The sequence below is a fragment of the Phytohabitans flavus genome, assembly GCF_011764545.1.
Classification (GTDB): Bacteria; Actinomycetota; Actinomycetes; order Mycobacteriales; family Micromonosporaceae; genus Phytohabitans; species Phytohabitans flavus.
The window spans coordinates 3542939-3555478 of record NZ_AP022870.1; the positions used below are offsets into that span (position 1 = coordinate 3542939).

Genomic DNA, 12540 nt, shown 5'->3' on the forward strand with positions numbered 1-12540 from the left:
CGGACGGTTGCGCACGGCCCGGACGGCCGCGTCAGCTCACCGACACAGACCGCTGGCGGTGCGCAGGAGGTCGATGTGCCGGCGGGTGACAAGCGCTAGCCCGTTCATCGGCACCTCCTCGCGCGTGGTGGGCCGAACCGGCCGCTGAGTCAGGGAGGTCACGTCGACGCATTCCCTACCAAGACTATAGGCTTAGTAGGTAGTTGGAGCGCAAGCGATCTCATGGAAGGCAATGCCGATCACCCGAAAACCACCCCCGATCACAACCCCACCGGAGTACTCCCATGCGCATCGAGCAGCTCGAATACCTTGCCGCCGTGACCCGCTACGGCTCCCTACGCCGAGCCAGCGAGCAGTTGCACGTCTCGCAGCCGGCCATCAGCGAGGCCATCCGAAAGCTCGAAAGGGAGCTGGGCGTGACGCTGCTGGACCGGCGCCGCTCCGGCGCGCGGATCAGCCTCGCCGGCCGGGAGCTGCTCCAGCCGATCGTCGACGTGCTGGAGTCGGTCGACCGGCTCAAGGCCGCCGCCGGCGACCAGCTGGCCACGCGGCGGATGCTGCGTATCGGCACCGTCAACGCCGGTACCGCCTCGCTCGTCCTGCCGGCCGTGCGGGCCTTCCAGGCGACGAACAGCCGTGCGGCGGTCGAAGTACGCAACCTGCAGCAGGACGAGATCCACGTGTCGCTGGCCGAGGGCACCCTGGATCTCGGCCTGGTCAACCTGCTCGACGGCGACGACCTGCCGCCCGACCTCGAAGCCACTCCCCTGCTCGTGGGCCGTCCCGCAGCGGTCCTGCCGGCCGGGCACCCCCTCGCCGCGCAGGCCGCTGTCTCGGCGGACGACCTGCGCGGGGAGCGCTTCGTCGCGATGCGCTCCGGCTATCTCATGTACCGGTTCGCCCACCGGCTCTTCGGGTCTGACCTCCCTGCCGCGTGGCACTCCACGGACGGCGCCGAGATGGGCAAGATGATGGTCGCCGAAGGCATCGGGCTCACCGTTCTGCCGGACTACAGCGTGCTCGGCGACCCACTCGAGCGGGCCGGCCTAATCGTGACCAGGCCGCTCGCGGGCGACACCACCGTCGTCACCATGACCGCGCTGCACCGCCGTCAGGCACGAGTGCTACCGGCCGTCCTCCAGGTGCTCGGACACCTGCGCGAACAGGCCCGGCAACCGTTGCCGGTCCGCACGGCCTGACGGGCGCCGGTCGGTACCGTCCGATGATCGGTAACGCGACCCCGTTGAAGTTGCGCCCACCGCACTCAAATATGTGCGCTCCGTCCCTGGTCAGCGGCGTTGTAGCCTGCTGCCTCGGCACATCCGGCAGGCGACGGGATCGGGGCTTTGCAGGACGAGGAACTCGCGGAGGCACTCGCCGCGGCGGTACGCGGGGACGCCACGGCATTCGCCGCGCTGTGGCGGGCGCACCAGCCGCCGCTGCTGCGGTACCTGCGGGTGATCGTCGGCGAGAGCGCCGAGGACGTGGCCTCGGAAACGTGGCTGCAAACCGCCCGCGACCTGCGCGGCTTCAACGGGTCGCCGGCGGGGTTCCGGGTATGGCTGTTCACGATCGCTCGCAACCGTGCCATCGACGAGCGGCGGCGCGCCCGGCGCCGGCCCGAGGCGCCGCACGATCTGTCCGAAAACGATCTGCCGGGCCGCCGACCGGATGTGGCCGACGACGTGGTCGAGCGGTCCGAGACCGACTGGGCGCTCGGCGTGATCGCGACGCTGCCCAAGGATCAGGCCGAGGCGGTGACGCTGCGCGTCGTGGCCGGGCTCGACGTGGCACAGACCGCGCAGGTACTGGGCAAGCGCCCTGGCGCGGTACGGGTCGCGGCGATGCGTGGGCTGCGCCGCCTCGCCCAGCACGCCGAGGTGCTGGCCCGGTGGCAAGAGTCTCGACATGGCGAGGGGGTGTAACGCTGTGCGACCTTGGAACGCATTCTCAAGCGCCATGCGTACGCCACGGAAGAGCCGGCTCGGGCGGGGCACAGCCGAGCGGCTGCTGTCCACCGCCCGCGACCCTGCGTTCCCGGAGTTGAGCCTGCTGCTCGCCGCCGCCTCCGCCCCGCCACAGCCGCACGAGCCAGCCGGGCTGGACGCGGCGCTCGCGGCGTTCCATGAGGCGGGCCGGGTCGGGCGGTCTGTTGTCGCACCCCGCCGGCGGCTGCTTCGCCCGCTCGCCGCCGCGGCCGCCCTGGCCACGATGTTGGCCGGCGGTGTCGCCGTGGCCGCCGAGACCGGCAACCTGCCCGGAGTCGGCGGGACACCCACCGAGGGGCCGACCGCCACCGCTACCGCCGGCGCCGCGCCGGAGGGCACCCGCGCCGCGCCCGGCCGGAGCGGTATCCCATCGGTCTCGCCCACGCCCGGCGGCCACGGCCGGACCTTGAGCCCGGCCTCTCCTGCCCTGACCGGGCTCTGCCGGGCCTGGGACGCCCACCGCCGCAACCCGAACCAGCCGCTGAAATCGGAGGCGATGCGCGACCTCGCCGAGGCCGCGGGCGGCGAGGCCCGGATCCCGGCGTTCTGCGCCCCGGTGCTCACGGATCCGACGGCTCCGGCGACCGCACGCCCCGACACCGTGCCGCCGACGCCCAGCCACCCGGCCGGCAAAGGCCCTGCCAGGCCGACGCCGAGCGCCGCCAAGAAGGGCCAGGACGGTTGAAGCCGATCTTCGTGGACCGTTCCGGCCACCGTCGCCGCCTCGTCCGGGTCGCCGGCGCGGCCGCCGCGCTCGCGCTGACGCTGGCCTCCGCACTGCTGGTCGCCGGCTTCACCGGCGCCGGAGCGGGGCGCCTGCCGCTCCTGCCCGAGCCGGCCGGCGGCCGGGCCGGCGACGCGACGAAGTCCCCACGTCCGGAGGTCGCACCGGCACCCACCACGCCGCGCCCCTCGCCTCGGCCGGACGATCGGACCACCCCGGGGACCCCGCCCACGACCTCGTCCGTCGCTCCGATCACCACCACCGCCGTGGCCAAGCCGGGCCGGAGCAGCCACCGGCGGGTGCCGACACACACGCCGGGCAACAAGCCGTCCAAGCCGGGCTGAGCGTGCGATGTCGATGCATGTACGGCGGCACGAGCCGCGCGCGCATTGGGTCCTGCTGAGTCTGTTCATGCTCGTGCTGCTCGGCGGCCTGTGCCTCAACGGATACGTCTCCCACGTCGGCGCCGAGGGCGACGGCCCCGACCTCGCCGCCGACATCAGCGGGCCGGCCCCCGATACGGTGACGGGGGCCGGCCCGGTCCTGCGGATCGACCCCGACGGCACGGTCACCAGCCGGGCGATGCCGCGCCGCACGATCGCGCTGACCTTCGACGACGGCCCAGATCCACAGTGGACACCACGGATCCTGGACGTGCTCGCCCGCCACGGGGCACACGCCACCTTCTTCCAGGTCGGCTCCCAGGTGAACGCCCACCCTGACCTCGCCCGACGGGTGGTGGCGGAAGGGCACGAGATCGGCTCGCACACGTTCAGCCACGCCTGGCTGTCGGACACCCCTTCCTGGCGGCGCGGCCTGGAGTTGACCCTCACCCGCAACGCGATCGCCGCCGCCACCGGCCGGGCGCCCGTCCTGGTACGGCCGCCGTACTCGTCCCGGCCGGACGCGGTGACCGCCGCCGACTACGCCGCGCTGCGGCAGGCGGCCGGCGCTGGCCACCTGGTCGTACTGACCGACCTCGACACTGAGGACTGGAGCCGCCCGGGCGTCGACGCGATCGTGGCGAAGGCCGAGCCGGCCAAGGACCGCGGCGCGGTGGTGATGCTGCACGACTCCGGCGGCGACCGCGCCCAGACGGTCACCGCCCTCGACGTGCTGATCCCCCGCTTGCAGGCCCGCGGGTACCGCTTCACCACCGTTTCGGAGGCGTTGGCCCTGCCAGCGGTCGAGCCGGCGCCGGCCGGGCAGCGGTGGCGCGGCCACGCCCTGCGCTGGGCGCAGACCGGTGGCACCGCGCTGAGCCGGGCGTTGACCGCGCTCATGATCGCCGCAGTCGCGCTCGCCGCCGTACGGCTGGCCGTCCAGCTTGTCTGTGCCCGCACGCACGTGCGCCGGGTCCGCCGCCGCGCCCGCCAACCGCTGCGCTACCTGGGCCCCGTCTCCGTCGTCGTGCCCGCCTACAACGAGTCGGCCAACATCGCCGCCACAGTGCGGTCGCTGCTGGCCAGCGACTACCCGCGCGTAGAGGTGATCGTCGTCGACGACGGCTCCACCGACGGGACCGCGGACATCGTCGAACGGCTGCGGCTACCGGGCGTGCGGGTGGTCCGCCAGGCCAACGCCGGCAAGCCGGCCGCACTCAACACCGGCATCGCCTACGCCCGCGGCGACATCCTCGTGCTCGTCGACGGCGACACCGTCTTCGAACCGGACGCCGTCGGCCGCCTGGTACAGCCGCTGCACGACGCGGACGTCGGCGCCGTCTCCGGCAACACCAAGGTCGCCAACCGGCGCGGCCTGCTCGGCCGCTGGCAGCACCTGGAGTACGTGATCGGCTTCAACCTCGACCGCCGGATGTTCGACGTGCTGCGCTGCATGCCCACGGTGCCCGGCGCGATCGGCGCCTTCCGGCGAGCCGCGGTGGTCGACGTCGGCGGCGTGTCCAACGAGACACTCGCCGAGGACACAGACTTCACGATGGCGCTGATCAGGGCCGGCTGGCGCGTGGTGTACGCACCGGACGCGGTCGCCTGGACCGAGGCACCCGCCACGCTCAAACAGCTGTGGCGCCAGCGGTACCGCTGGTGCTACGGCACCATGCAGGCGATGTGGAAGCACCGGCGAGCCCTCGCCGAGCCGGGTGCCGCCGGTCGCCTCGGCCGGCGCGGCCTGACATACCTGCTGCTCTTCCAGGTCGCCTTGCCGCTGTGCGCTTGCATGGTCGACCTGTACGGCCTCTACGGCCTGCTCTTCCTGCCCCTAGGCAAGGTCGCCGCGGTGTGGACCGGCTTCACCCTGCTCCAGATGGCAACCGCCGCGTACGCGCTGCACCTCGACCGGGAGCGCTACGGACCACTGTGGAGCCTGCCCTTCCAGCAGGTGGTCTACCGCCAGCTGATGTACCTCGTCGTCATCCAGTCCACCGTCATGGCGCTGATCGGCCACCGGCTGCGCTGGCACCGCATGACTCGAACCGGCGTGTTCGGCGGGCATCTGGATCCCAGCCGAGTCCGAGGTTGAGCGAGTCAGAGCTTGACGCTGGTTTCGGGGGTTGCCAGGTTCCATAGGCGTACGCTGCCAGCGTCGGTGGCGGCGATGTTTCCGTTCCGGCTCCAGGCGACGGCGCGGCCGAGCGAGGTGGCGGAGGCATCGCGCAGCTGGCCGACTTCCTTGCCGCTTTTGACTTCCCAGCGGCGTATCGTGCCGTCCTCACTGGCGGTAACCAGGTAGAAGCCGTCAGGGCTGAAGTCGACGTCCCAGATGCTGCCGGTGTGGCCTGTCAGCGCGGGGACGTAGAAGCCGTCGTTGACCAGGTCCCGCAGCAGCACGGTCCGGTCGCCGGCCGCGGTGGCGAGCAGCTTTCCGTTCGGGCTGAACGCCACGCCGAAGATATTGGCACTGATGTCGGAGGCGATCCGGTGTCCGCCGTACTGCGCGGGCCTGCTTTTCAGGTCGTGGACGTCGAAGACTTCCGTGGTGCTGCCGTGCTTGCCGGCCGCGAGGCGCTCTCCGTCCCGGCTGAACGCCACATCCCAGGTGCCGCCGTCGCCGAAGGTGGCGATGAGCTGCCGCGTCGACAGGTCCCACACCCGGGTGCCAAGTACGCCGGCCGTGGCGAGGAGCTTGCCGTCCGCGCTGAAGTCGACATCGGACAGCCGCGCCGTGTTGTTGCCGGACATCTCGCCAGGGAGGGGATCGCCGATCTGGGCGCCGGTCGTGACGTCCCAAAGGCGTACCGTGCCGTCCTGGCTGGCGGTGGCGAGTGTCGTGCCGCCTGGTGCGAATGCTACGCCCTCCACCGCACCGCCGTAGGTGCCGCCGCCGTGGCCGGACAGCACGGCGAGCCGGCGCCGGCTCGCCACGTCCCAGATCTGGGCGGTCTCCCCGATGCCGGCGGCCAGGAGGCTGCCGTCCTCGCTGAACACCACGTCGGCGGCCTCCGGCGGCGGTGCGGACGTACTCGATGCGGACGTACTCGATGCGGACGTACTCCCGCTGTCTCTCCGATTTTCCAGGGCGCGCAAGGACACAGCCAGGCCGGCGACGGCGAGGCTGAGCACGACGAGTCCGATGAGGACGATCCGCTTGAGCGATCGCCGTGGGGCGGCGCCCGCATCCAGTGCGGCGGCGTCCGGGCCCTGTGCGGGCCGCAGCGGCACCGGCGTCTGGACCGCCGCCTCAGCCGGCGCCGGGACGGTCTGGACGAGGATGGCGGGCGGGGCTGGCGGGGCGAGCACGGTGGGCCGGGCGTGCAGGCTGCCTTCGGCGACGACGAGTTCGGGGTGATCGATGGCGGTCGGCGGAATGCTGAGGGCACGATGCAGGAGCGTGGCCGCCAGCGGGATCCGGCTGGAGCCACCGACGAGGAACACCCCGGCGATCTCCTCGCGCGGCACCGCCGCTGCGCGCAGGGTATCCAGCGTGAGTACGACCGTACGCTCCAGGTAGGGCCGCGCGACCTTCTCGAACTCTTCGCGGGTCACGTGGAGATCCGTCTCCACCAGCGGTACGTGCAGGTCGGCGGTGGCGTGGCGGGACAGTTGCTCCTTGGCGGCCCGGGCGCCGTGCCACAGTGCGCGGCGGGGATGCTGGTCGGCCGGCGTCCGTGGCCAGTCCAGGCGGCCCCACGCCGCGGTGTCCGCGGCGGTGAGGGAGCGGACGTGGCGGACCAGCGCGGCGTCGAGGTCCAGGCCGCCGACGTCGTCAAGGCCGTCCGCGGCGACGACATCGAAGCCAGTCGCGGTATGGCGAACGATGCCGATGTCGAACGTGCCGGCACCGAGGTCGTAGACGACGAGGCAGCGGCCGGAGTCCAGCGCGCCGCCCAGGACGGTGGTGAAGTACGCCGCGGCGGCAACCGGCTCGGCGACGAAGCCGACGCCGCCGAGACCGGCACGGCGGGCTGCCTCGGCGAGCACATCGAGACGGGTGCGTGCCCAGCTCGCCGGGTGGGTCAGCACCACCTCGTCGAGCGAGCCGCCCGTGACCCGGCGGGCCTCGGCGGCCACCCGGTCGAGCACCGCGGCGACCAGGTCCACGACGGGTACCTCCCGCTCGCCGAGCCAGACGGTACCGTCGTCGATCCGCCGTTTCGGGTTCGGCTCCAGCCCACTCGGGTGGGCGAGGGCCGACCGCTCAGCGTCGGCACCGGTCAGCAGGTCGGCACCGGCGAACACGGCCGACGGCAGCAGCGGGGACGCGTCGAACAGCAGCGGCCGTATCCGCTGATCGGGACCGGCGAGCACGGCCACCGTCGCGGAGGTGCCGAAGTCGATCCCCAACCGACTCACCGAATCACCTCCGAAGCCGGCGGTCGCCCAGCGGAGCTTACCGGGGTTGCTCCACCCGCAGCCGCCGCTGAAACCCGTAATCGATGCCAACTTGCATACATAGCGATGTCAGCATATGTTGGCTCCGGGTTGACGCCGGTCGGAAGGTCGCATGATGTCGTGGGCGTTGTGGGTCGGTCTCGTGCTCTACGTGGTGGGCCTGGTGACAGTGTTCGGGCTGCGCTCTGTCTTGCAGTACCGCGCCACCGGCGACAGCGGCCATCGCCGCCCACACCATCGGCCTGGATCCGTAGGCTGGTGGGCCGCGGTCCTGCTCGCCGGTGCGGTGGGCGTTGGAGCCGTGGGACCGCTGCTCGCGTTGACCGGCGCGGTGGGAGTTCCGGCGGTGCTGGCTGTCCCGGCGCTGGCCGGCGGAGGCCTGGTGTTGATGGTCTGCGGGTTCGCCGGGGTGCTTGCCGGCCAGCAGGCGATGGGCCTTTCGTGGCGGGTTGGTGTGGACGACACCGAGCGCACGGCCCTGGTTAGCGCTGGCTTGTTCCGGCACGTGCGAAATCCGATTTTCACCGCGATGGTCGTTGCCTACATCGGTTTGCTCGCCACCGTCCCGACGTGGGTGACCGCACTCGGACTTGTGTGTCTGATCGCGGGAGTCGAGCTGCAGGTGCGCCAGGTGGAGGAGCCTTACCTGATCCGGGTGCACGGTGCCGCCTACCGCCGCTACGCCGCTGGGGTCGGCCGGTTCCTCCCCCGCCTTGGCCGGCTTTGACTGTGTGCGCCGCGACCGGGCTCGGCCATGTGACCATGGCCGAGCCCGCCGTGGTGAGCGTCCGAGGTCAGAGCAAGGTGCGCCAGTACGTCCAGAACGCCTCGCCGACCAACAGGGTCAGGACTAGCAGCCAGGCGACCGGGATCGCCGTGTGCAGCTTCGCGATCGCGGTGACCCCGGGCCGCCAGGACCCGGGGACCCGAAGGTGTTCGCGGTCAAGGTTGTACAGCGTGGTGTAGCTGAACACGACGATCGTGACAACCCACACCACCATGCAGTACGGGCACAGCGCACCGATCCGGTACAGGCTCTGGAAGAACAGCCAGTGCACCAACCCGACGCCGAAAACCGTGCCGGCTTGCAGCCCAAGCCACCACCAGCGCGGCAGCCGGATCCCACCGAGCACCGCGACACCCGTCGCGAGCACCAGCGGGAACATGGCCACACCGAGCAGCGGGTTGGGAAAGCCGAACACCTCCGCCTGATGGGTGTTCATCACCGACCCGCAGGACAGGATCGGGTTGATCGAACAACTGGGCGTGTAACCGGGATCGCGCAGCAGCGCGATCTTCTCCACGATCAGGACGAACGCGGCGGCGCCGCCGAGCAGCCCCCGACGGTCAGGACCCAGCCGACCAGCCGGTCGCCGATCGCGCTTTCGCTGTCCGGTGCGGTGCCGTCGACGCGGGCCGGCTGGGTGATGGCGGTACTGGACATGGTGGTTCCCTTACCGCGTTAGGGCTTCGTCGATGGTCTTCTTCAGCGCCTCGTACGTCGGGTCCTGCTCGTACCGGGCGCCGTTGACAAAGAACGTCGGCGTGCCCCGCACACCCAGCCGCTCGCCGTCCTGCGCGTCCGAACGGACCCGCGCCTCCACGTCAGGGCTAGCCATGTCGGCACGGAACTTGTCCACGTCCAAGCCGAGCTCCCGGGCGTAGCCGACGAACGTGTCCGCCTGGGACTGCTGGTTGTGACCCCATGCCGCCTGGTTGTCGAACAGCTTGACGTACATCTGCTCGAACTTGCCCTGCCGCGCGGCCGCCTCGGCTGCGTGCGCGGAGTTGAACGCGTTCGGGTGACTGGCGATCGGGAAATACCGCACCACGTAGGTGATCCGGTCCCCGTACTCCTTGCGCAGCCGTTCGACGCCCGGGTACGCGGCACCGCAGGCCTCGCACTCGAAGTCCAGGAACTCCACGACAGTTACTTTGCCGTCGGCGGCGGTGGAGAGCCGGTGGCTGTCCGCCCGCACCACAGTCTGTGCCACATCGCCCGCCGGCACGTCCTCGCCGCCGGCGCGGTTGACCACGAAGGCGACGGCCAGCGCGACGGCCGCTACCGCGACGAGGCTCAGTGTCACCTTCAGGTTGGTGCCCATCCCGCCCCGCCGGGCCTTGCGCACCGCCTTCCCGGCGGCTTTCGCCCGCGCGCTGCTGGGCCGCGCGGCTGTACCCGCGCCCGATCTGGGAGCCTTGCGCGGCTTGATGGCGGTACCGCGGCGGGCGTTTGTCTTGTGTGGAGGCATGGTCGTATTCCTTTCGGTGGAAGTCGTTGATGTGGGGAAGGAAACGCAAGCCGCGCCTATATGCGCAGCGCGTCCACCCACATCGGAACGACCGCCAGCGGCCGCACACGAGCAGTGCGCGACCGGGCCCACCAAAACGCCACGTCCGCCAGCAGCGGCCGGCGAACCGCGCCAGCCAACGCCAGTCCGGCCAGCGCTACGACCACGAACAGGCACGCACTTATGCCTGTCTCACCGGGACCGTGCCCGCGATCCGGGGCGCCGCCGCCCGCTTCGAGCGCTCCTGGCAGCGAAGCCTGGAGGAGCACGTTGGGACAGGCGCCATAACCCGCCATCGACCCTGGAACCAGGGGCCGATCAGCGCAGGACGCGCCGCCGAACAACGTCACGGCGAACAACGCCCCGACGACCATCAGCCAGCGCAGGGAGCGCCCCAGAGGCGCCCGGCCAGCGGTGACAGTCACCACGCCAGAGTACGTCAACCAGCGACCGCGGCCACACCACTCCGCCGCAGGAGCTGTTCAGTCGAGCTTAGACCTCCGCCACGCCGGCGATGGTGTAGGTGGTGTACCCGTCGGCGTCCTTTCACCCCCTCGCCACCCTTGCCGTCCTGCCCTCCTGCCGTCGGGGTGCCGGGCGAGGGTGGTGGCCGACGGCCGTCCCGAGGCTGGCCGGGCCGACCACAGCGCTGAGCGCGCGGGCCCCGAAGCTGGGCATGAATAGGGGGTCTGGGGCCGGTCACCAGCAACCGGCCCCAGACCCATTCCGGGGGGCAGAGCTAATTGCCGTTTTTATGGGTGGCCGGCGTGAACGCAATCGGGCCGTATTGGGTCTTGCTGGCGTGGGTGACGAATGCCCAGTACCGGTCGCCGAACGACCAGTGCCACCATTCCGTCGGGTAGTTCACGAAGCCGACCCGGGTGAGTGCCGTGGAAAGAATTCGCCGATGGCGTTGCGCTTGCAGCGAAATGTTGGTCGCCGCGGTGAAGCAGGCGTTGTCACTGGCGAGCGGAGTGGCGTCGATGGGCGTACCCATGTCGAGCTCTTCTCCGTCGTCGGCGACGAGTGTCAGATCCAGTGCGCCACCGGTGCTGTGCGGGGCGACCCCCACCGGCGACACGAACTTGCTCGCCTCCACGAAGAGCCGCTCGTCCTCCCACTCCGGATGACGTTGTCGCAGCTCATCGCGGTATCCGTCGAAGATGGCCTGCTGCCGGTCCAGTGGGCGGTACCCCTCGGTGACCAGGAAGCGCAGCCCGTCGGGAAGGAGCCGGTGGGCGTCCAGGAGGCGTGCGAGAACTCCTTTCCGCAGGTGACCGTAAGCGCCGGCGGCGTCGGCGTAACGGCCGTCCAACCGCACTTCTGGTACATCGTTGAGGTCGGTGAGCGGCTCGTCCGAATCCCCAACAGGGATAGCGGCGATACGCGGATCAGACAGCAGGACAGCGGTGTCGGCCGTCACAATTCCTCACCTCGTCCTGGGCTGCTGGCAGGGTGATGCCTGGCGATTTTCCGGTTCACGTCCTCCCCCTCGACACGAAGGCGTAGGTGCCATTCAGAGGCACGCACGAATGACGAGTGGGTCGAGGTGCCGGTTCAATAGGAGAGGAAGTTTTTTCTTACCGAGGAGTACCAAGCAGATGCGGCGCGCCAGGCGGTCGAGCGGACGCCGGCATGGCTGATGGCCTGGCGACGCCTGGCCCTCGACTACGAACGCGTACCAGCTAGCCGGGGCGCCCCTTGCAGGCGGTCCGATGATCGTCCAGCAGACAATCTCGTCTCCGGTGCGTTCGGTACCTGTGGCACAGTCCTAAGTGTGCGGTTGGACGAGCTACCGGACTGGTTGCCGGGTTGGTGTCTTGAGCATCTGGGCGGCGAGCCCGCCGGCGTGCTGTTCCAGTCGCGACAGGTCTCGATGGTGTTCGGTCTGCGGTTGGTCGGTGGCAGCGACGTCGTGGTCAAGGCGCGCGCCGACGATGGCCGGGCCGCGTCGTGTGTGGCGGCGCAGGCCCGGCTGGCCGAGCGCGGGTTTGCGTGTGCCCGGCCGCTCACGCCGGTGGTCGGTGTCGGTGCGCTGGCCGTGCACGCCGAGGAATTCCGGCCCGGCGGCGAGGTGTTGCACGGGGACTCGCCGGGCATAGCCGTGCGCTGCGCGGAGGTGTTCGCCCGGCTGATGGCCGCACTTGCTGGCGTGAGCGTCGCGCCGCCGCTGCCGAATCCGCCCTGGGTGCGTTGGGACCACACCGATTCTGGGGTGTGGCCGGCGATCGACTTTCTCGATAGCCGGGACCAGAGTGTCGTGTCCGAGCACATTGTCCAGACGGCTGAGCGGGCCCGGGGGCGGCTGCTGGGCGCCGGCTTGCCGTGCGTGCTCGGCCACGCCGACTTCGAGGCGCAGAACCTGCGGTGGCAGGGTTGGCAGGTGTGGGCGGTGCACGACTGGGACAGCCTGGCGTGGCAGCCGGAGGCGGCGCTGGTGGGGGCGGCGAGCGGGTCGTTCGCCAGTTCCGGGCCGCCCACGCTGGCGCCGATCGGAAGCTCCGAGGCGTTCCTAATGGCGTATCAAGACATTCGAGGGCGCTTGTTCACGGCCGTGGAGCTGGAGATCGCGTGGGCGGCCAGCTTGTGGATGGCTGCGTACAACGCCCGGGAGATGGCGCTGTGCGGTGGCTCCCCGGCGGGCGGCGATGCGTTGCGGGCGCAGGCAGCCGAACGCCTCCACCGGGCTAACGCGTAACATCAGCCCTGCTGGTGCGACGGAGGGGCAGTATCGCCGCCGCACTGCC

11 protein-coding genes and 1 pseudogene are annotated in these 12540 nt (G+C 70.9%); 7 read left to right on the plus strand and 5 right to left on the minus strand.

Translation table 11 applies throughout. The annotated features are described in order from the left end of the window. Positions 1-36: 36 nt before the first annotated feature. Positions 37-108 (minus strand): putative leader peptide, encoded by a 72-nt coding sequence (locus Pflav_RS48735; protein ID WP_377310658.1) that lies wholly within the window; start codon positions 106-108, stop codon positions 37-39. Between the two features lie 176 nt (positions 109-284). Between Pflav_RS48735 and Pflav_RS15470 the strand changes: the two genes are divergently transcribed. From Pflav_RS15470 to Pflav_RS15490, 5 genes are all read left to right on the plus strand, one after another. Continuing rightward, complete coding sequence (locus Pflav_RS15470) at positions 285-1199, plus strand: LysR family transcriptional regulator (protein WP_173036798.1); 915 nt, start codon at positions 285-287, stop codon at positions 1197-1199. A gap of 147 nt (positions 1200-1346) precedes the next feature. After that, positions 1347-1925, plus strand: a complete 579-nt coding sequence (locus Pflav_RS15475) for an RNA polymerase sigma factor (protein WP_173036799.1) — start codon at positions 1347-1349, stop codon at positions 1923-1925. A 34-nt stretch (positions 1926-1959) separates the two neighbouring features. Further along, positions 1960-2673 (plus strand): hypothetical protein, encoded by a 714-nt coding sequence (locus Pflav_RS15480; RefSeq protein WP_173036800.1) that lies wholly within the window; start codon positions 1960-1962, stop codon positions 2671-2673. After that, complete coding sequence (locus Pflav_RS15485) at positions 2670-3056, plus strand: hypothetical protein (protein ID WP_173036801.1); 387 nt, start codon at positions 2670-2672, stop codon at positions 3054-3056. The genes Pflav_RS15480 and Pflav_RS15485 overlap by 4 nt, the downstream gene beginning before the upstream one ends. 7 nt (positions 3057-3063) lie before the next feature. Continuing rightward, entirely contained in the window at positions 3064-5193 is a 2130-nt protein-coding gene (locus Pflav_RS15490) for a bifunctional polysaccharide deacetylase/glycosyltransferase family 2 protein (RefSeq protein WP_173036802.1), read from the plus strand. A 5-nt stretch (positions 5194-5198) separates the two neighbouring features. Here Pflav_RS15490 and Pflav_RS15495 read toward each other — a convergent pair whose 3' ends face one another. After that, on the minus strand, positions 5199-7463 hold the full coding sequence (locus Pflav_RS15495; protein ID WP_173036803.1) for an Hsp70 family protein: 2265 nt from the start codon (positions 7461-7463) through the stop codon (positions 5199-5201). 154 nt (positions 7464-7617) lie between these two features. On the opposite strand from Pflav_RS15495, the gene Pflav_RS15500 reads away from it, so the two are divergent. Then, the gene (locus Pflav_RS15500) at positions 7618-8229 is read left to right on the plus strand and encodes a methyltransferase family protein (protein WP_173036804.1); all 612 of its coding nucleotides are present in this window, start codon (positions 7618-7620) and stop codon (positions 8227-8229) included. 67 nt (positions 8230-8296) lie between these two features. Here the strand turns inward: Pflav_RS15500 and Pflav_RS15505 are convergent. The 3 genes and pseudogenes from Pflav_RS15505 to Pflav_RS15515 all read right to left on the minus strand — a co-directional run bounded on the left by Pflav_RS15505 (position 8297) and on the right by Pflav_RS15515 (position 11216). Next, a pseudogene (locus Pflav_RS15505) lies at positions 8297-8946 on the minus strand (vitamin K epoxide reductase family protein). Positions 8947-8956: 10 nt separating this feature from the next. Continuing rightward, positions 8957-9607, minus strand: coding sequence for a DsbA family protein (locus Pflav_RS15510; RefSeq protein WP_173042443.1), 651 nt, complete (start codon positions 9605-9607; stop codon positions 8957-8959). Positions 9608-10532: 925 nt separating this feature from the next. After that, the gene (locus Pflav_RS15515) at positions 10533-11216 is read right to left on the minus strand and encodes a M15 family metallopeptidase (RefSeq protein WP_173036805.1); all 684 of its coding nucleotides are present in this window, start codon (positions 11214-11216) and stop codon (positions 10533-10535) included. Positions 11217-11570: 354 nt separating this feature from the next. Between Pflav_RS15515 and Pflav_RS15520 the strand changes: the two genes are divergently transcribed. Then, a complete protein-coding gene (locus Pflav_RS15520) occupies positions 11571-12491 on the plus strand; it encodes an aminoglycoside phosphotransferase/kinase family protein (protein WP_173036806.1) in 921 nt (306 codons plus the stop codon). Positions 12492-12540: the final 49 nt, after the last annotated feature.